This is a genomic window from Psychrobacter sp. 4Bb, from assembly GCF_002836735.1.
Taxonomy (GTDB): Bacteria; Pseudomonadota; Gammaproteobacteria; order Pseudomonadales; family Moraxellaceae; genus Psychrobacter.
This window is the reverse complement of the sequence record NZ_PJAS01000070.1, coordinates 1-19,196: the sequence shown is the minus strand read 5'-3', so window position 1 is coordinate 19,196 and position 19,196 is coordinate 1. Positions and strand designations below refer to the sequence as shown.

General features: G+C 41.9%; 17 protein-coding genes and 1 pseudogene. 6 read left to right on the top strand and 12 right to left on the bottom strand.

Going from position 1 to position 19,196, the window contains the following annotated elements; genetic code table 11:
* Positions 1-5 precede the first annotated feature (5 nt).
* Positions 6-836, bottom strand: coding sequence for an ion transporter (locus CXF60_RS09735; RefSeq protein WP_057760421.1), 831 nt, complete (start codon positions 834-836; stop codon positions 6-8).
* Between the two features lie 317 nt (positions 837-1,153).
* Between CXF60_RS09735 and CXF60_RS09730 the strand changes: the two genes are divergently transcribed.
* Positions 1,154-1,903, top strand: coding sequence for a YebC/PmpR family DNA-binding transcriptional regulator (locus tag CXF60_RS09730; RefSeq protein ID WP_102091781.1), 750 nt, complete (start codon positions 1,154-1,156; stop codon positions 1,901-1,903).
* Positions 1,904-1,977: 74 nt separating this feature from the next.
* On the opposite strand, the gene CXF60_RS09725 is transcribed toward CXF60_RS09730, so the two are convergent.
* Both CXF60_RS09725 and ftsY read right to left on the bottom strand, forming a co-directional pair.
* Positions 1,978-2,544: a methylated-DNA--[protein]-cysteine S-methyltransferase gene (locus tag CXF60_RS09725; protein WP_102091780.1), complete on the bottom strand. Its 567-nt coding sequence runs from the start codon at positions 2,542-2,544 to the stop codon at positions 1,978-1,980.
* A 54-nt stretch (positions 2,545-2,598) separates the two neighbouring features.
* The gene (ftsY, locus tag CXF60_RS09720; RefSeq protein WP_227526712.1) at positions 2,599-3,510 is read right to left on the bottom strand and encodes a signal recognition particle-docking protein FtsY; all 912 of its coding nucleotides are present in this window, start codon (positions 3,508-3,510) and stop codon (positions 2,599-2,601) included.
* A gap of 774 nt (positions 3,511-4,284) precedes the next feature.
* On the opposite strand from ftsY, the gene CXF60_RS14465 reads away from it, so the two are divergent.
* The 3 genes from CXF60_RS14465 to CXF60_RS09710 all read left to right on the top strand — a co-directional run bounded on the left by CXF60_RS14465 (position 4,285) and on the right by CXF60_RS09710 (position 7,641).
* The gene (locus CXF60_RS14465) at positions 4,285-4,434 is read left to right on the top strand and encodes a hypothetical protein (protein ID WP_165598598.1); all 150 of its coding nucleotides are present in this window, start codon (positions 4,285-4,287) and stop codon (positions 4,432-4,434) included.
* A gap of 65 nt (positions 4,435-4,499) precedes the next feature.
* Positions 4,500-5,996, top strand: a complete 1,497-nt coding sequence (locus CXF60_RS09715; RefSeq protein WP_102091778.1) for a M16 family metallopeptidase — start codon at positions 4,500-4,502, stop codon at positions 5,994-5,996.
* 67 nt (positions 5,997-6,063) lie between these two features.
* The gene (locus CXF60_RS09710) at positions 6,064-7,641 is read left to right on the top strand and encodes a M16 family metallopeptidase (protein WP_102091777.1); all 1,578 of its coding nucleotides are present in this window, start codon (positions 6,064-6,066) and stop codon (positions 7,639-7,641) included.
* A 151-nt stretch (positions 7,642-7,792) separates the two neighbouring features.
* Here CXF60_RS09710 and CXF60_RS09705 read toward each other — a convergent pair whose 3' ends face one another.
* Both CXF60_RS09705 and CXF60_RS09700 read right to left on the bottom strand, forming a co-directional pair.
* Positions 7,793-8,368: a hypothetical protein gene (locus CXF60_RS09705; RefSeq protein ID WP_102091776.1), complete on the bottom strand. Its 576-nt coding sequence runs from the start codon at positions 8,366-8,368 to the stop codon at positions 7,793-7,795.
* Between the two features lie 268 nt (positions 8,369-8,636).
* A complete protein-coding gene (locus CXF60_RS09700) occupies positions 8,637-9,584 on the bottom strand; it encodes a D-Ala-D-Ala carboxypeptidase family metallohydrolase (protein WP_102091775.1) in 948 nt (315 codons plus the stop codon).
* A gap of 284 nt (positions 9,585-9,868) precedes the next feature.
* On the opposite strand from CXF60_RS09700, the gene rodA reads away from it, so the two are divergent.
* Both rodA and CXF60_RS14725 read left to right on the top strand, forming a co-directional pair.
* Positions 9,869-11,011 carry a rod shape-determining protein RodA gene (rodA, locus tag CXF60_RS09695; protein ID WP_102091774.1) on the top strand — a complete coding sequence of 381 codons (1,143 nt, stop codon included), beginning with the start codon at positions 9,869-9,871 and terminating at the stop codon, positions 11,009-11,011.
* Between the two features lie 1,106 nt (positions 11,012-12,117).
* Positions 12,118-12,459: pseudogene (locus CXF60_RS14725) on the top strand (septal ring lytic transglycosylase RlpA family protein); the annotation flags it as partial.
* Positions 12,460-12,621: 162 nt separating this feature from the next.
* On the opposite strand, the gene radA reads toward CXF60_RS14725, so the two are convergent.
* The 7 genes from radA to hfq all read right to left on the bottom strand — a co-directional run bounded on the left by radA (position 12,622) and on the right by hfq (position 18,917).
* Entirely contained in the window at positions 12,622-14,058 is a 1,437-nt protein-coding gene (radA, locus tag CXF60_RS09685; protein ID WP_102091773.1) for a DNA repair protein RadA, read from the bottom strand.
* A gap of 392 nt (positions 14,059-14,450) precedes the next feature.
* On the bottom strand, positions 14,451-15,161 hold the full coding sequence (gene lptB, locus CXF60_RS09680; protein ID WP_416376875.1) for an LPS export ABC transporter ATP-binding protein: 711 nt from the start codon (positions 15,159-15,161) through the stop codon (positions 14,451-14,453).
* Positions 15,162-15,304: 143 nt separating this feature from the next.
* The gene (gene lptA, locus CXF60_RS09675) at positions 15,305-15,862 is read right to left on the bottom strand and encodes a lipopolysaccharide transport periplasmic protein LptA (RefSeq protein WP_057760441.1); all 558 of its coding nucleotides are present in this window, start codon (positions 15,860-15,862) and stop codon (positions 15,305-15,307) included.
* 89 nt (positions 15,863-15,951) lie between these two features.
* The gene (gene lptC / locus CXF60_RS09670; protein WP_102091771.1) at positions 15,952-16,536 is read right to left on the bottom strand and encodes an LPS export ABC transporter periplasmic protein LptC; all 585 of its coding nucleotides are present in this window, start codon (positions 16,534-16,536) and stop codon (positions 15,952-15,954) included.
* Positions 16,533-17,099, bottom strand: coding sequence for a KdsC family phosphatase (locus CXF60_RS09665; RefSeq protein ID WP_102091770.1), 567 nt, complete (start codon positions 17,097-17,099; stop codon positions 16,533-16,535). Before CXF60_RS09665 ends, lptC begins: the two co-directional genes overlap by 4 nt.
* Before the next feature lie 77 nt (positions 17,100-17,176).
* On the bottom strand, positions 17,177-18,169 hold the full coding sequence (locus CXF60_RS09660; RefSeq protein WP_101205038.1) for a KpsF/GutQ family sugar-phosphate isomerase: 993 nt from the start codon (positions 18,167-18,169) through the stop codon (positions 17,177-17,179).
* 220 nt (positions 18,170-18,389) lie between these two features.
* Entirely contained in the window at positions 18,390-18,917 is a 528-nt protein-coding gene (hfq, locus tag CXF60_RS09655) for an RNA chaperone Hfq (protein WP_101205039.1), read from the bottom strand.
* Positions 18,918-19,196 lie beyond the last annotated feature (279 nt).

Sequence of the window (19,196 nt, the reverse complement as noted above, 5' to 3'; positions counted from 1 at the left end):
TATTTTTAGATATGTAGCGCGTGTCCACAACGATCGCAAAAGTCTGCCCCTACTGCATGGCCGAATTTACCACAGTTTGGACAAGTCACCGGGTTGAGCTGCGGACGCATGTTACGTGCTAGCTCTGATGTGAAAATACCTGTTGGTACCGCAATAATCGAGTAACCTGTGATCATGACCATGGTTGCAATTGCTTGCCCAAGCGGTGTCTTGGGTGACATATCACCGTAGCCAACCGTAGTCATCGTGACAACTGCCCAGTAGATAGACAGTGGAATACTGGTAAATCCATTTTCCGGCCCTTCTACCACATAAATAATCGAACCAAAGATGGTTACCAACAATACAAGCGATAGGAAGAAAACCGTAATTTTCTGCTGACTGGTTTTTAATGCAGACGCCAAGAACCCAGCCTGTTGCATATAGGCCTTGAGCTTAAGAACGCGGAACACACGTAAAATACGTAATACCCGTATCACGAGTAGATACTGTACACCCACAAACATTAGGCTCAAATAACTTGGCAATACAGACAGTAAGTCTACTATTCCAAAGAAACTAAAAGCATAGCGTAAGCGGTTGGGTGCTGAAAACAGCCTTAACGCATACTCAATAGTAAACAAAATAGTAAAAAACCACTCTGCATAAAAGAACAACGTGCCATACTGCAAACGCATATATAGCACACTATCAAGCATGACGACCGCCACACTGGCTAAAATTGCAATCAGCAATACAATATCAAAGAGCTTGCCCAGACGAGTATCTGTGCCTTCAATAATGATATGCGTACGGTTACGCAAGTGTGTAAGAGCTTCGGCGGTTGGTTGCTTCATAGAATCAGTACTTTATAAAATCAATGGCTTGATAGCACGCAATGACTTAAAATGTGATGGATAAGGGCAAGTTGGTCAAAATAGCTAAAACTGGTTTATAATATCGCTCACCTATCACAGTGAATACAATCTATAAGTTGCCACAGTGTAGCAAAAAAGCACTCTCAACAACATACAAATCGTTAACGTGCCAGTAGCGCTACTACCTCAAATAGACAAAGTAATGATAGTATAAAATCAGGCAATCAGATACCGAAGGTTGTTGTTGATCACTCTTTTTACCCATAAAAATAGTATGTAGAACTTAAGGATGTTATATGGCAGGCCATTCAAAATGGGCAAATATTAAACACCGCAAAGCCCGTCAGGATGCAGTAAGAGGTAAGATATTTACCAAGATTATTCGTGAAATCGTTTCAGCTGCCAAACAAGGCGATCCCGATCCTGACAAAAACCCACGCTTACGTGCCGTTATCGAAAAAGCCCTATCCGTCAATATGACGCGCGACACGATTAATCGTGCTGTCGACCGTGGTACAGGTGGTGGCGATAATGAGAATATGGAAGAAGTCAGTTACGAAGGCTATGGTGTTGGTGGTGTGGCTGTACTGGTCGAAACCATGACGGATAACCTTAACCGTACGGTCAGCGAAGTACGTCATGCTTTTACCAAGAATGATGGTAATCTTGGCACATCAGGTTCAGTGGCGTATCTATTCACTAAACGTGGCGAAATCACGTTTAACGATGTCAGCTTAGAAGATGAAGTGATGCTCGTTGCACTAGATGCGGGCGCCGTTGATATCGAAAATGATGGCGAAAGCTTACTCGTTATCACTGAATGGGAAAGTTTTGGTCAAGTCCAAGATGCCCTTAATGCGGCTGGTCTTATTTCTGACAACGCCGAGGTCACTATGTCACCATCTACCACGGCTGAGATCGACAATGTCGATGATGCTGAAAAGATCATGAAGATGATTGATATGCTAGAAGATGCTGATGATGTGCAAGAGGTTTATACTAACGTGAACTTCTCTGCTGACGTCATGGCTCAGCTTGAAGCATAAACTTATTAATTGTTCAGTAAAAAGGGCCAGATACTAAAAGTACTTGGCCCTTTTTTATTAAGTTAGATTTAGTTTTACGTCCAACTTCCTTCTAATGATAGTAAATACTCTTTTTTATCTAGCCCGCCTGTATAGCCACCGAGCTTACCGTCACTTGCAATCACTCGATGACAAGGCACGATAATGCTAAAAGGATTTTTGCCATTAGCCTGCGCAACCGCACGGAATCCCTTTGGACTGTTGACACGCTGCGCGAGCGTGGCATAGCTGATGGTTTCGCCATACTCGATACCTTGTAGTGCCTGCCATACTCTTTGCTGAAACTCAGTACCCATAGAGAAGTCTAAAGGCAAATCCAACGTCTTACGTTTAGCATCAGCATAGTCTTTGAGTTGGAAAATCGTTTCTATCAATAATGCTTGAGCAGGTTCATTCATGCTTAGGCTATTTTTATCTATAAAGGTAAAGTCTTCGTCTGTCAGGCCATAGTACTTTTTAAGTTTGGGTACAGATTTTGAGCTATGCCATGAGTTACCTGCCAGCAGCCAGTTGGCTTCAACGAGCATAGGCTGACCATGCCCATTGACACGAGCAATCAGTGTTAATCGATGCGACCCAAAGGTTGCTGTGGTAACTATCATAGCGTCTACTCCCCTATTCTTTTAAAAATGATTTACCAGATAAAACTGGCTATCTTATTCTTTATCGTCGGTCTCGAATAAGGCGGCGACAAATTGCTTCGGACTAAAAGAACGTAAGTCGTCAATCGACTCACCCACACCAATATAGCGGATAGGCACATCTGTCGTTTCGGCAATATTAAACACCACACCACCTTTAGCAGTACCGTCTAGCTTAGTAATGGTGATGCCTGTCAGTGGCACAACTTTATTAAACAGTTCGACTTGGTTGATAGCATTTTGACCCGTGCCAGCATCCAGCACAATCATACCTTCATGCGGAGCACTTGGATCCGCCTTACGCATGACACGTACGACCTTCTCCAATTCTGCCATCAAATGCGTTTTGTTTTGCAGACGTCCCGCAGTATCGGCAATGAGCACATCGATATTTTTTGCTTTGGCTGACTGCATCGCATCAAAAATGACAGAAGCGCTGTCAGAACCATGACCTTGCGCTACCACTGGAATATGATTGCGCTCGCCCCAAATCTGTAACTGCTCAGTAGCTGCCGCACGGAACGTATCACCCGCTGCCAGCATGACTGATTTACCCTCGCCCTGCAGACGCTTGGCAAGCTTACCAATCGTTGTAGTTTTCCCTACACCATTGACACCTACTACCAATATAACAAACGGCTTTTTGCTAGTATCAATCACCAATGGCTCAACTTTTGGTGTGAGGATATCAACCAACTCACTTTGCAATGCTTTATATAGAGAGTGTGCGTAAATCAAGTCACCACGATCTGTCTGCTCGGTAAGGCTCTTGATGATACGGTTCGTCGCGTTGACGCCGATATCGGCTACCAATAGCTGATCTTCGACTTCTTCTAAGAGCTCGTCATCAATCTCTTTGCCACCGATTAAGATACTGACCATGCCTTCGGCTAAGTTTTTGCGTGACTTACTGAGGCCCGTTTTCATACGGTTAAACCAGCTGCCCTTTTTCTTATTTTCTTTAGTCTCTTGTGACTCTTGTAACTCTGTAGCAGGCTCTTTGGTAGTAGCTGCCTGTACATTACTGTCAGCCACTGGGTTTACGCTTGGTGTATCACCCAATTGCTCTTGCAATGGCATAGCAGGAATGGTTGACGCAGTATTAGTTTGACTTGTAGCAGCGGCTGTCTCTTTAGCGCTCGAAAAGCTTTCAGAATTACCTTTAGGGACATTATGCTCTTCTGTCATAACAATTGGCGTCGCTAAAGCAATATTGTCCGCAGCATCATTACTAGAGACGTCTTGGTTTACCATACTGTCCTTTTGCGGAGCAATATTTTCTGTTTCATCAATAATGGGCACAGATTGCACCGGTAGACTGGGTAAGGTAATATCATCGTCATCTAAGTCGTCAAGACCAGCATCAAGGTTAATGACTACGCGGTTGCTATTGTTTGGGTTGTTCATAAATTTGCCCTAAAAGTTATCACGATCAATTATTTGTTTATTGTTAATGGATTCATAGGTTGTCATCTGGCTACGAGCGACATGACATCTAATTTTGACCTATTTTAGCATAATTCAAGTCATGCTCAGCCCTTACCCTATTAGACTATCGTCAAAATTTATCTGTTTAAAAAATCACTCGATGATTTGAGAAAGTTTTGCTTAAGGTTTAGACACAAAATTCTGACCTGTTACTTGTCAGACTTCGCCTACTCTACCAAGACTTATTCGATAAAAACTTATTAGGAATCCGTTATGTCATTACTCTCTAAGCACTATAAGAAAATCAGCAGCATCAGTGTGGCTGTTTTATTAACGACGACTATATTGGTGACCGGTTGCACCACGACGCAAGAGTTCAGACCAACTGCTAGTGTTATGGTTGGTGCCCAGACCTCTTTATAATGTTTTCTATCGCTATGATTAGTATCTAATTCTTCTATTATTATTTTATATAAGTAGACCATACCATGCCATTGTCTTTACCTCTAGCAGCTGCACCATTACGCATTGCTTGTGCCTTAGCAGTAGCAGCGTCACTTTCTGCGTGTCAAACCAATATGATGCCTACTAACTCTGCAACTGCGACAAGCTCAATCGCAACCGATAGCTTGGCTCAAAACATATCAGATGAAAATAAAACGAGCAAAGACACTCAGCCGTCTGAGTTGACAATGGATATGTCAGGTCGACATGAATATCAGTTAGAAAATGGTCTAAAAGTCGTCATAAAAGAAGACCACCGTGCCCCAGTCGCTATGACACAAATCTGGTACCGAGTGGGCTCAGCAGATGAGCCTCTTGATAAAGGTGGTATCTCTCACTTACTCGAGCACATGATGTTTAAGGGCACGACCAACGTTTCTAGTGATGATTATGAGCGGCTAATTGCTAAGTTTGGTGGTGTCAATAATGCCTTTACCAGCTATGACTATACCGGATACTACGAGCTATTCCCTGCCAATCGTATGCCGTTAGCGCTAGAGCTTGAAGCAGATCGCATGAAAAACCTTATATTTGATGACAAAGAATTTGCTAAAGAGCATCAAGTGGTCATGGAAGAGCGTCGCCAACGTACTGATGACAATCCGCTTGCTAAAGCGTATGAGTCATTTCGTCTGCTGGCCTTACCTGACAGCCCAAAAGGCGAATCTGTCATTGGACCTATGAACGAGCTAGAATCGATCAAACTTTCAGATCTAAAAAATTGGTATAAGACATGGTATGCACCAAATAATGCAACGTTAGTCATCGTCGGCGACGTGCAACCACAAGAAGTACTTACTCAAGTCAAACGTTACTTTGGTGATTTAGAAAAAAGCAACCTACCCAAACGTACCTCTGTGACTCAAAAAGGCTTCCGTGGTTATCAAAAGGTAGACTCTGAGCAAGCCGTACAAGTGCCCGTTCTACTGATGGGTTACAACGTGCCAAGCCTTGCCACGGCAGGCACCAACAATGAAAAACAAGCTTATGCCCTGTCACTTGCGCAAGATGTGCTCGATGGCGGCTTATCTGCACGTTTAGAGAGTCGACTGATACGGGAGCAAGGTATATTGACGACGGTTGGTACTTCTTACGACTTACTAGATCGCGGTGATGGGCTGTTTTTGATTCAAGCAACACCTCGTGAAGGCGTCAGCTTAGAGCAAGCACAACAAGCCATAACTTCAGAAATAGAAAAGTTAAAAACCGATCCTATTGCCGATGATGAGATCAGTCGCGCCAAGACCAATACGGTTACTGGTTTGATTTATGCGCAAGACAGCATGGAAGGACAAGCGCGTATGATTGGCTCGTTACAATCTATCGGTCTAGATGATAGATTACTTGCCAAGTTACCAGCTAAGCTCGACGGTATTAGTGTGGCTGACATTCAAGCTGCTAGTAAAAAGTATTTGGTCAAAGACAACTTGACGGTGATGCATGTCGTGCCACCTAAAGACAGTAAAACCTCAGCGAAATAGTCGCTATATATGATCAAACGTCTCATAAAAATGGCCATAACACCGTATTCTTAATAAGAAGAAACTCATGATTCAGAATAAATACGACTCTAAAGCAAAACCAAAATCTTTTAAGACTGCTTCATCCTCTATAAGAAGCACTATCGCACTTAAAAAGCGATCCCACCTCAGTGCTAGCGTAATTTTTGCTTTTAGCATCTTAGCTACTACCGCGCAGGCAGATGCAACAGCTGCTGAAGATTACCGCTCACCTGCTGCAGTCGATGCAAGTGCGCCAATTGCTGCCTTATCTAAGCTAACCAGCTTAGATGATGACAAACCTTTAAAAGTCACCGTACCGACCATTCAACAGTTTAAGACCAAGTCAGGCGTACCTGTCATGTTTGTACAAACGACCACCTTGCCAATTGTCGATGTTGATTTGCGTTTTAATGCTGGTAGCGCGCGTGATGGTAGTATCAAAAAGGATGGTTTTGGTATTGCGAATATGACAGCGACGATGCTCGAACAGGGCTCAAAAAGCCTAGATGAAAATGCATTTACTCGTGCAGTGGAAACGTTGGGCATCAATCTAAGCAGTAGCGCCTATAAGGATATGTTTATTGTTTCACTGCGTAGCCTATCTGATGATAAGCATCTCCTGCCAGCCATTGACTTAATGACACAGATGGTGAGTGAACCTACCTTTGACGAGCAAGTTCTAGCTCGCAATAAAGCAAGACTGTTGGTAGGCCTGCAGCAACAAAAACAAGATCCCAATAGCTTAGCAAGTATCGCTTTCAACGAGGCTCTATATGGTACTCACCCTTACGCGCATCCATCAGTCGGCACGCTAGAAAGCGTTCCTACGATTGAGAAGCAACAACTGATAGACTTTAAAAATAAATATCTAGTTGCAGCAAACGCGTCTGTTGCTATGACCGGCAACCTGACATTAAAACAAGCCAAAAAACTGGCAGAAGACATCACTGCTAAATTGCCTACCGGCCAAGCTGCCACTGATTTACCTGAGCCGAAACCGCTTACTAAAGCGCAGCACGTTCATATTCCATTCCCAAGCACTCAAACCACTGTACTCATGGGACAGCTGGGTAGTAAACGGGCAACTGACCCAATAGCACAGCAGCAGCAGACCAACTTTGCTGTTGGAAACGAAGTCATGGCAGGCAGTGACTTTAATGCGCGACTAATGACGGAGGTAAGACAGAACCTCGGCTATACTTATGGAATCTCGGGATCGATGAATCCGATGCTCTCTCGAGGTCCCTACCAGATTGGTTTTTCAACACGTAATGACAAGGCGCGTGCGGCTATTGATGCAAGCTTAGCGGTTATCAATGAGACGCTAGACAAGGGTATCACCAATGAGGAGATGCGCTTAACTACAGATAATTTGAAAAACAGCTTCCCGATGGGGTTTGCGAGCAATGCTGGTATTAATAGCTTACTTGGAATGATGAATTTTTACCAATTACCGAATAATTACTTAGCTGACTATACCAATCGCATTAATCAAGTCACACTTTCAGAGGTCAATCAAACCATGCGAGATACGCTAAAGCCTGATAACTTTTTGATAGTTACGGTTGGGCAAGAAGATCCGTGGAAAGAAAATAAAGTGGTAGAAAAAACCAGTAAGAAATAAGTTGCTAGGAAAGTAGTTTAGAAAAGTTAAGGCTCATTAATTTTGTGGACGTATTATAAGTGGTAAAGAATACTGCTTATAATACGTCCATTTAAATATTTAAATTACTATGATGCATTAATAAGAAGCAGAACATTCTTAATGCTTGGCATTAGGAATGCTTGGCGTCAGAAATTTTTAGCGCAACATCATAGACAAAATGCTCAGGCTTATGGGTAGCCCCGTTATAGCTCAAACGGATAACATGCTTATCATAAGACGTCACTTTATAATTACCGTTGGCAAAATTATGTAGCGTCGGCACAAGTAATAGCGCTTCTATTTGACGGTTATCTACTTTAACATTGAGGCGCTGACCCTCTCGCGGATATAAAAAATAATCACAGTAGTCATTTACCATGACCTCTGATATACGTTCAATAACCTGATTACCCGTTTCTTCTTGAATTAGTTTTGGACAGACATCAGAGCGCTTAGATGCCAAACGAGCGTAAGAGTTCTTGATACTATCTTCTATCTCTTTAGAGCTTTGTATATGTCTATCAGCCTTATCCGTCACTATCATATTGTTCTCAGAGGACATCTCTGTACTACACGCACTAATCAGTAATACCGACATAAGTGCAGAAATAAACAAAGCGCCATACTTATAGTTCAAGTGCAAAAAACTTTGCTTCTCGTTATTTAATTTATGATAGTTTTTCATTGTCGAGCGCTGATTTTTCATAGTTTTCGCTTAAAGTAAATTTGGTGGTTTTCTTTATAAGCCATGAAAATATAAAGGCGATTGATAACACATATTATTAAAGCATAGTTTTTAAAGAACAAACAAATTTTTAATGAACTCATGCGTCTGACCTATGAATCCTACCAAATAATTACAAAATTATTATTTTTAGTAAACACTGGAATAGTATATATAAAAATGAATATATATCTAGCGTTATCTCGGCTAACTTTATAATTATTTGAATTCTCGATTCTTGATAAGTCAATTAATAGCGGCAAGAAGAGGAACTACTAGCGTGATTGAATCCCCATTTGCGATAACCATCCGTATCTAAATGAATAGCTCCCGTCGCATATAATCCTAAACCAAAGTTATAAGGCTGTCCTTGATAATGCCAAAACTGACATAAGCCATCATGCATGGTACTCAAGCGCCATAAATTGTCTTCGTACTCAGGCACCCAGATATCCATAGCACTTGCATTCATATGCTTACTACCATCTGCCCCGCCTGCACAATCATTCAATCCTGGGTTACGATATACCGAACGTATCTCACTACTAAGTGGTAAAATACCTTGGTTTTTCAACTCACTATAAAGGCGTAATGTTGGTACAATGTTAGACCATAGTTCTTGAGGTGGCAGTTGATAAGGCTCATATCCGCATTTACTCCAACTACGGGCAGTCGTCAGCAGTTGAGACAATGGCGGTACATTCTGTGATCCGACTCGTGCGCTAAGATAACGCTCATACTCTGCTACTTGTCTGGCACGATAACTATTGCTATTTAACCATGCATTAAAGTCCATACTCATAGAATCGTTATAAGCACCATTATAGGTGTTGTTTGCTGTACTATAAGTAGTACCGCGTCTCACTACATTCACACGTTTGTTTTCTTCAATGGACAACCTAGCATCAATTTCGAAATCACGCTGTTTTTGTACAATCAAGTTTTGCATACTGTCGCTATTTGATGCGTTCGCACCACTCAACATGGTAACACCAGGACGCTGATTTGAGCTGTTAGTAGAGGGCGTTATATACGCATTACTGTTATTGCTTGTACTGCTACTTTGACGTATTTGAATACGGCGTTCACTATCATCACTGATGATAACGGCATGAGCACTGACACTGCCAGCACATAGGATAAGGGTGATAATAGGTTGGCAAATTTGCCTATACGCATGGATTTTTGATTTTATCATTGCAATAAACTACCGCTAAAAACGTTTTATCGATACTATCAAATTTTCAACAAGCAGGCTAAACTATCGCTTCTAATTTGAAGTCCAATATTGATAATTAACACTTATCCTTACAACTTTTATAATTGAGTGACTTTATTATTATTTGTGAATTATATAGCCATCGCGTGCTCGCATACTTTTATTAAAGTCGGTACTTTTAAGTACGCTTCTCATCATTATTTACAATGAGATAATTTAGTTAGTACTTCCCTCCTACACCAATTGTTAGCCAAATTCTGCCTATGTCTTCTAACCCGCAATATCGTTTTTCACGTCAGAGCCATCATTTGGGTCAAGGTCATGCACCGACGCTATGGCAACGTATTCATATCGACCCATGGTTAACTTTACTGTTATTGACGGTTTGTTGTATTGGTCTGACGATTCTATACAGCGCCGCCAGCCAAGATATTGGTATGGTTATTCGCCAAATGGTCAGTTATGGAGTGGCATTCGCGGTAATGTTTACCATGGCGCAGATACCGCCCAGTCTCTATCGTACTTTTACGCCCATATTTTATATCTTAGGACTTATATTATTGGTATTGGTAGATATTATCGGTGAAGTACGTATGGGTGCTCAGCGCTGGATCAATTTGCCTGGGTTCGGTAGTGTGCAGCCTTCAGAGTTTATGAAGCTTGGTATGCCAATGATGTGTGCTTGGTTTTTGTCTAAGCGTGATTTGCCACCGTCAGCATCTAGCATTGCTATTACCTTAGCATTGATCATTGTACCGGTGCTATTAATTGCTAAAGAGCCCGATCTTGGCACATCACTACTGGTCGCTGCTAGCGGCATATTTGTGCTTTTCTTAGCAGGTCTTTCATGGCGTTTAATCTCTGCTGCTGTAATTTTGGCTGTGCCGTTTATAGCATTTGCTTGGAATTTTTTACTCCACGACTATCAGCGTACGCGGGTATTGACACTCCTTAATCCTGAAGCAGATGTACAAGGTGCTGGGTGGAACATCATTCAATCGAAGACAGCCATTGGTTCTGGTGGTCTTACTGGAAAAGGCTATCTAGAAGGCACGCAATCACACTTACATTTCTTACCAGAAGGCCATACTGACTTTATTATTGCCGCCTTCTCCGAGGAGTTTGGTTTACTCGGTGTGATGCTACTGATGTTCATTTACTTTTGCCTTCTGTCACGCGCCTTATATATCGCTTTCACCCATCCTGACGTTTACAGCAGATTGTTGGCTGGTGCTATCGCTATGTCTTTTTTTGTTTATATATTCGTTAATGTCGGTATGGTTGGCGGCATTTTGCCTGTCGTAGGTGTTCCACTACCATTCATTAGCTATGGTGGTACGGCTATCGTGACTTTGATGGCAGGATTTGGCCTACTCATGTCTATCCATACACATAAATCCGGCTAACTTGTATAATATACTTTCTGTATAATTCGTCTTTCAAGTAAGTCGTTATAATAATTATGGTAGTACCATTAAGATAAATTGTTTTGTACTACAAATGATTTGATAAAAGACAATGAGCCATAGCGTGAAGAAAAGTTTTATTCTGAGCGCTGTGGCTTTTTTATTTTAATGGTCTTCATATAATGTATGTTCATATCAATCACTAGAATAGTTACAAATCCGAAATAATTGTTCGTTTTAGTGCCTCTTATTTTTAATAGTAAATAGACATGATTTTCAATATGAGTTAATCGCCTATAAGTTCAGAAAGATTTTATTCCTTGTTTTTTACAAAAAATTGCGTTAACCTCGTTTTACTGTACTCTGATACATAACCCGTACATAGCTACTAATAAACTTTGCATTTAAATATATTTAGGTTGTAGCGTAGCCGTATAGTTAGCATCTTGTAGATTCCAGACTTTCAAATACACTACTTAATTAACGGTTTGATAACAAAGCGATACGCGATGTCCTCTGAACCTTTTATTAACGTAGCACTCTAAAGAAGTTTGTAGATCGCACATCATGTAAATACAACATATAGTGACATTGTCACTTAGTCCTGATTTTGGACTTTGTATTCAATGCTTATCGCTAACTATCATTTGAGCGTATCATCAGTCACTTTAGCTCTATTTCTGCTGAACACTGATGATAATGAAATGAAAAATTACCATATATTAATATCTATAAGAGCCACTCATTAATCAATATGAAAATAAGAGATTAATGCCATGCTCAATCTAAAATATTTAGAGTTAGGTTTTGATGTATAAGTTATAGAGGTATTTATGAACAAGCGTTTATCTGGTTTACTTACAATGTCAGCAATGTTATTTGCTGGCTCTGCAGTCGCTACCAATGCAAATGCTGTAGAAGCAAAGACCACACTTGCTATGATTTCGCAAGATAACGCCTCCCACATTGACCGTGTACTTGGTGAGTTAAGCCGTCAACATGATGGCGCATCAAGTTTGGTAAAGTCAGCCCGTCAGCCGACTTCATTGGCACTTAGTAGCTCATTGTTAGCCAATGATACGACACAAGTTACCAATGATGAAGATGTATTAGAGCGCCTAACAGCTGTTGCCTCTAACTCTGTCAGCAAATTTAAGCAGACTGGTCTTGCGTCTTGGTATGGTCGTAAGTTTCATGGTCGCAAGACTGCCAGTGGCGAAACTTTTGACATGAACGGTTTAACTGCAGCGCATCGCTCATTGCCGTTGAACTGCTATGTCAAAGTTACTAACAAAACCAATGGTAAAAGTGTCGTGGTAAAAGTGAACGATCGCGGCCCATTCCATGGTAATCGTGTGTTAGATTTGTCTTATGGTGCTGCCAAAAAACTCGGTATTACGAGCAAAGGCGTGGGTAACGTTGCTATTGAGCGTGTTGCAGGACCTTAATTCTAGGTATCAGTTTTAAAGACCAATAATATTACTAGCCTATATAGCAAAAAACGCCTAACTAATCATTGGTTAGGCGTTTTTTATGGTCTATATTGATCGCTCTAGGCTCATAGTAGCGACTAAGCTACTTAAAACGAAGTACTATTAGTTCTATATACCTTATAACTCAAATGCACTTTCGATAGCATCATCCAGACGCTCAACAGCAATCACGTTGATACCTTTAAACTGAGACGCATCCTTAGCAGGTGCATTGGCCTTTGGAATGATGGCATGCTTAAACCCATGTTTCATCGCTTCCTTCAGGCGCTCTTGTCCATTAGGTACTGGGCGTATCTCACCTGATAGACCTACTTCGCCGAATACGGCTAATGAAGATGGTAACGCTCTCTCTTTGATACTTGAAGCACAAGCCAACAGTACAGCCAAATCAGATCCTGTCTCTATGACTTTGACGCCACCAACGACGTTGACATAGACATCTTGTCCACTGGTATGTATTCCGCCGTGGCGATGCATCACCGCTAGTAGCATGGATAAACGCTGGAAGTCTAAACCTAGCGCCATTCTTCTAGGCGAACCTTGTGAATCATCGACCAAGGCCTGCACTTCTACTAATAACGGCCTTGTACCTTCACGGCTGACCATCACCACAGATCCAGCAACAGGTTTATCGTAACGACTTAAAAATATCGCTGATGGATTGGCGACTTCTTTGAGCCCCATATCAGTCATACCAAAGATGCCTAGTTCATTAACCGCACCAAAGCGATTCTTGACCGCACGAATCATACGAAAACGCGAGTCAGACTGGCCTTCAAAATAAAGTACCGTATCAACCATATGCTCTAATACTCGCGGACCAGCTAGCGTACCTTCTTTGGTTACATGTCCTACTAAAAATAGTGCCGTTCCCGTTTGCTTAGCATAACGCGTCAAAATCGCTGCAGACTCTCTAATCTGACTGACACCACCTGGTGCAGAGTTAATAGCATCCGTATAAATAGTCTGAATAGAATCAATAATAGCAATGGCTGGCTGCTCTTGCGTTAATGCAGCACAGATAGTTTCTACGTTAGTTTCGGCCAGTACACGCAGTCTATCAGCAGGCAAGTCTAAACGTTTGGCTCGCATGGCCACCTGTGCAAGTGACTCTTCACCCGTCACGTATAACGCACTACCTGCTAGTGAATCCGCCCGTGCCATATTGGTCGCGGTTTGCAGCAAGATAGTTGACTTACCAATACCTGGATCACCACCGATCAGCACCACAGAACCCGCCACTAGGCCGCCGCCAAGTACGCGATCAAACTCACTGATACCGGTTGGTAGGCGTGTGTCGAGCGTCACACTTACTGCGTTAAGCGGCATGACAGCACTGTGAGTACCGGAATAGTTACCAGCTGGCGCACTGGTACCACGAGTAGCAGCTCTAGCGTTATTGGGCTTAGCAATGCTCTTATTGTGATGTGGCATGCTGACATTTGGGGCTTCGACCAAGCTATTCCATTCCCCGCAATCCGTACACTGTCCAGCCCATTTACCAAAATGCGCGCCACAATGCTGACAGACATAGCTGCTTTTATTTTTTGCCATAGCTTATAAGCCTTATTCAGAGGATCAATCGAGAATAATGAAGGTAATAATGTCACGCTTTATAAGCGCTGATTCAAAAATATTTGTCATGATAAGTCAGCCTTTAGTTTTACAAGCTGTACTTGAAAGAGGATGATATTAATTGTAGAGATGTTAATTGTAGATATAAGTAGTAACTGGCTTACAGGCTCTATATAGAATAGTGTTAACCAGCTCTATTAGTTAATTAGAAAATATAAAGTTGTTAGTATAACTTTACGCAGCGTTTTGAAGGCAAAATGCAGAGGAAGTAAGGAAAACCTATGCCAGCACAACTCTACTTTAACGGCATCTTTTTGTTCTGAGTGCACTATATAAAATAGAGTATGAGATAAGCAACTTAACGCTCTCACTTATACTTGAAAGTCTTTACCTAGATAAACGGATTTCACTAAATCATTTTCTAACACTTCAGCCGAAGTGCCTTCTGCAATGATAGCGCCTTCTGATACGATATAAGCCTTTTCACAAATCGCCAATGTATCTCGAACATTATGATCAGTGATTAAAACGCCAATGCCGCGATTTTTAAGCGTCAAAATAACGTCTTTGATATCGCCGACAGAGATAGGATCTACCCCTGCAAAAGGTTCATCCAATAAGATAAACTTAGGATCAGCGGCCAATGCTCGCGCAATCTCACAGCGACGACGCTCACCGCCTGACACGCTCATACCCTGAGACTTGCGCACATGTTCTAAATGGAACTCGCCAATCAACTTTTCAAGTTCTTGATGCTGTTCAGCTTTACTTAATTCTGTACGAGTCTGTAGGATAGCTAAGATATTATCCTCAATAGACAGTTTACGAAAGATTGATGCTTCTTGTGGTAGATAACCGATACCCGCACGCGCACGCTCGTGCATTGCGTATTTAGATAAGTCCATTTTACCTAGCGTAACACGGCCCTTATCCATATTGACCAGTCCCACCACCATATAGAAGCTAGTCGTTTTACCAGCACCATTAGGCCCCAACAGTCCGACGACTTGACCCTGTTCGACAGAAAATGAAACGTCTTTGACTACCCAACGCTTTCCATAGCGCTTGCCTAAATTTTGCATAGTCAATCGAGCGACAGGCGCCGTATTGGTATTTGATGCCGATAGGTCTAGATTTTTATCATCGCTCATAACTTACTCTTACTTTCACAAAATTTAAGCATTGCTAAAGGCAGACTTATTTACTCATAGCCTGTTTATTTGGATTAACGTACGCCACTTTGGTTTGTACCGTTATTAGGCGGGAATACCAATTCAACGCGCTGATTGCCACCAGCGGTTGCTTCAACATCACCTGCTTTTAGGCTATAACGGATAACATTACCAGCAAAGCTTGCACCATTCTGAACCAGTTTTGCATTACCAGTTAGTGTAATAATCCCAGACACTGCGTTGTAGTCAATTTTATTAGCCTGCCCTTTTGCCAAGCCTTTCTCTTGTGTGACTACTTGCTGCATAGTCGCTGGACGGCCAGTTGCTACCGCTGAGTTAATGCTACGCTGCTGAGATAGATTGACCGTGATATTGTCGGCCGTCATCTTAAACGTACCTTGAGTAATAATGACATTACCTGCATAACTGGTCACGCCGGTACGCTCACTATAAGTGGCTTTATCCGCTAGCAATTTGATCTGCTGATTAGAATCTGATGGCAATGCATGACTATATAGCGGTAGCGCCAATAACATCACCATTGGCAGTGCGCGCAATTTGTGCAAGCAGAGTGATGATGCGCGTAAAGTAGGCAAAAATTTAAGTTTCATATAAATAACTCATTTCATAATAGGTGGTAGGATTTGCAAACTTTATGCTAGCTGCTATTTTTTAACACAGTAAATAAGAAATACTTTGATTAAAATAATGCTTTATCTTGGCGTTCAGATGGAGAAAAGGCAACAGCCACTTGGCCAAATTCATACTCACCCGTCTCAAGATTGGCAGTCATACTAGAGGCTTCAAATCGATTCATACCTTGTTCGATTTTCACAGGCGCGTCACTGTATACTTTGCCTGATTTCGTATTACCTTTTAGCGTACTACCAGTCACTTTTATCGGTTCGATATCAGGGGTACTCTTATTGCCTTCGCTCACCAGTGTAAATCCACCTGATAAACTGAGCTCCCCTGTCTGTTGACTGATGGCTGCACTGGCCGCCTGAATACGATAGCGTTGCTCTGCAGATGGTTCCCAATTCATGGTAATGCCTGACATTTCATCCTGATTGGTCTCAGGATTATGCGTCAAAGACTCAGCGGTAAGCTCGTATTCGGTTTCACCTTGTTCATTGGTCTGCACGGCTTTGATATCAGTGGCTTCATAATCGACATCTGTTGTTTCAATATTGACTGGCGGCGTTACGTCGCCTTGCTGCTGAAAAAACCAACCTGCGATACCAGCAATAATTAAGGCTAATACAATTAAGACACGTGTATTCACGACTGGTTATCCTGAGTTTGCGCCTCATCAAGCGTGTAATGCGCGATAAAGTCTTGATAATGTCCATGACCTTTTAAAATAAGGTCACATATCTCGCGCACTGCACCAGTACCGCCAGCACGAGTCGTTACCATGTCACTGCGCTTGATAACTTCAGCATGCGCGTTAGGTACGGTTGCCGCGAATCCTACTGTTTGCATTGCTTTGATATCCGGTAAATCATCGCCCATATAGGCACAGTCGGCAGCAGTGATATTCAGGGCAGGATCTAAAGATGATAGCAGCTCGTTTAATGCGATTAATTTATCATCACGGCCTTGCACCACATGGTTAACGCCCATTTCTGCTGCTCGCTTATTCACCATCGCACTACTACGGCCGGTAATAATGGCTGTCAAAATACCGTAGCGTGCTAACGACTTAACACCCACACCATCATGTACTGAGAACGCTTTGGTCTCAACACCATTAGCATCATAGATGATTTGACCATTGGATAAAATACCATCAACATCCATGACCAATAGTTTTACTTGTCCGGCTTTCTGTATCAAGTCCTGCATTATTTGTCTCTTTTTAATATTTATTTTCGAAGCGTTATTCTATATAGCTTAACTATTTCAACGGCAACTCACAAACCTTATTTGACCCCAGCTTGTAGCAAATCATGCACGGTAATAATAGCTTCTAAACGATCTTCATTATCAATGATCAATAACTGACTAATACCACTTTCATTCATAACACTTAGCGCATCTGACGCACGCATCGTTTTACTAATATGGCGTGGATTGCTGACCATCACTTCATGCATTGGCGTTTGTAGATCGATGCCTTTTTCTAACCCTCGGCGTAAGTCACCATCTGTGAACACACCGACGACCTTATTGTTATCATCAGTCACTACGGTCATGCCCAATCGTCCGGCAGACATGGTAAACAAAGCTTGTTGCAATGGGGCCTGCTGATGAATCAAAGGCAAGTCTTCTGAATTGGTATGCATCAAATCTTCGACACGCGTCAATAGCTGACGACCCAAGGCACCAGCAGGATGCGATAATGCAAAATCTTCAGAAGTAAAATTACGTGCATGTACTAAAGCAACCGCTAACGCATCTCCGAGCGCTAAAGTAGCCGTCGTACTGGAGGTAGGCGCTAGATTAAGTGGACACGCCTCCTGCGACTGACCAAGCGTTAATACAATGTCAGCTGCTCGTGGTAGCATACCGCGCTTATCACGACTGATACTGATAAGAGGGATATTTAGATGTTTAACAACTGGCAGTAGCATCTTGATTTCATCTGACTCACCTGAGTTTGAAATAGCAAGCAGCACATCACCTTTCACAAGCATCCCCAAATCACCATGCCCCGCTTCACCAGGATGCATAAAAAAAGCAGGCGTACCAGTTGAGGCAAAGGTCGCTGCAATCTTGCGTCCAATCAGCCCTGATTTACCCATGCCCGTGACTACCACTCGACCCTTACAAGTCAAAATGATGTCACATGCTTGTGCAAATCTGTCGTCAATCTGCTCTGTTAGCAGTGCTAACGCAGATATTTCGGTATTAATAGCCTCTATAGCAGTGGTAATAAATTGCTCATGGGTTAAGTTGTTTTTGGTATCACTCATGAATCCGCTCTATTTTTATAATGAATCAATACGCTATTTTACTACACTATGTTTCATATTAGTAATAGTCTACAAAATCTACACTAATATAGTGCTGCATACGGAATAAAAGAGCTTGCTGCTATCTATACAAAAAAAACCCACTATTATTAGCAGGTTTTAAACGAATAAATCATGTCTTAATGTTTTTTCAGACAACACGCTCGATTAATTCAATACGTTAGCTATTGCTATCATTAGAACCGTCGTTTGGCTTATCTTCAAAGCCGGTGTTATCTACCGTGGCATCAAACCCACGATCTTGGCCGAAGCCACCACGCTCAAACCCGCGCTCTTGACCTTGACCGAAACTACCGCGTTCAAAACCACGATCTTGACCTTGGCTAAAACCACCGCGATTAAATCCACTACGACTCGATGCAAATCCGCGCTCTTCAAAGCCACCAGCAGCAGGATTACTACCACGTTCAAAGCCACCGCCTTGATATCCAGTCGGTGCTGCGCTTTGAGGCTGAGCACTTGTACCTGTCGTCGTACTACTACGCGGGTTACGTGCTGGCACGACTGTTGAAATGGCATGCTTATATACCATTTGGCTCACTGTGTTTTTCAGGAGAACAACATATTGATCAAATGATTCAATTTGGCCTTGTAATTTAATACCATTTACCAAAAAAATAGAGACAGGAATGCGGTCTTTGCGCAGCGAGTTCAAGAACGGATCTTGTAAAGTTTGTCCTTTTGACATGAAATCTCTCCTAAATATTATATAGTTATGTTTTGAGTGCCAATTATTTTAAGTGTTAATTTAATTATAATGGCTAAAAGGTAGATACAATAAGGTGTTTTCTTTATAAAACGTATCTAAATAAATATTCATTGCTCTTAAGTGATTCCACTTTATCGCGAATACGTTATTATTGTAAATAATTAAGTAACTAGTTGTTTCGTTAATACTTTCTGTCTACAAAAGTCTATAAACCAGACATCATAACAAGGCTCAACGCACTGAGCCAAATTATAACAG

Excerpts from the sequence above, each read along its gene's own strand:
- CXF60_RS09710 (WP_102091777.1), top strand. The coding sequence starts at position 6,064 with ATGATTCAGAATAAATACGACTCTAAAGCAAAACCAAAATCTTTTAAG.
- CXF60_RS09705 (WP_102091776.1), bottom strand. The coding sequence starts at position 8,368 with ATGAAAAATCAGCGCTCGACAATGAAAAACTATCATAAATTAAATAAC.
- radA (WP_102091773.1), bottom strand. The coding sequence starts at position 14,058 with ATGGCAAAAAATAAAAGCAGCTATGTCTGTCAGCATTGTGGCGCGCAT.
- CXF60_RS09725 (WP_102091780.1), bottom strand. The coding sequence starts at position 2,544 with ATGATAGTTACCACAGCAACCTTTGGGTCGCATCGATTAACACTGATT.
- lptA (WP_057760441.1), bottom strand. The coding sequence starts at position 15,862 with ATGAAACTTAAATTTTTGCCTACTTTACGCGCATCATCACTCTGCTTG.
- hfq (WP_101205039.1), bottom strand. The coding sequence starts at position 18,917 with ATGTCAAAAGGACAAACTTTACAAGATCCGTTCTTGAACTCGCTGCGC.
- CXF60_RS09700 (WP_102091775.1), bottom strand. The coding sequence starts at position 9,584 with ATGATAAAATCAAAAATCCATGCGTATAGGCAAATTTGCCAACCTATT.
- lptB (WP_416376875.1), bottom strand. The coding sequence starts at position 15,161 with ATGCAAAATTTAGGCAAGCGCTATGGAAAGCGTTGGGTAGTCAAAGAC.
- CXF60_RS09735 (WP_057760421.1), bottom strand. The coding sequence starts at position 836 with ATGAAGCAACCAACCGCCGAAGCTCTTACACACTTGCGTAACCGTACG.
- CXF60_RS09730 (WP_102091781.1), top strand. The coding sequence starts at position 1,154 with ATGGCAGGCCATTCAAAATGGGCAAATATTAAACACCGCAAAGCCCGT.
- CXF60_RS09660 (WP_101205038.1), bottom strand. The coding sequence starts at position 18,169 with ATGAGTGATACCAAAAACAACTTAACCCATGAGCAATTTATTACCACT.
- rodA (WP_102091774.1), top strand. The coding sequence starts at position 9,869 with ATGTCTTCTAACCCGCAATATCGTTTTTCACGTCAGAGCCATCATTTG.
- CXF60_RS14465 (WP_165598598.1), top strand. The coding sequence starts at position 4,285 with ATGTCATTACTCTCTAAGCACTATAAGAAAATCAGCAGCATCAGTGTG.
- ftsY (WP_227526712.1), bottom strand. The coding sequence starts at position 3,510 with ATGAAAACGGGCCTCAGTAAGTCACGCAAAAACTTAGCCGAAGGCATG.
- CXF60_RS09715 (WP_102091778.1), top strand. The coding sequence starts at position 4,500 with ATGCCATTGTCTTTACCTCTAGCAGCTGCACCATTACGCATTGCTTGT.
- CXF60_RS09665 (WP_102091770.1), bottom strand. The coding sequence starts at position 17,099 with ATGCAGGACTTGATACAGAAAGCCGGACAAGTAAAACTATTGGTCATG.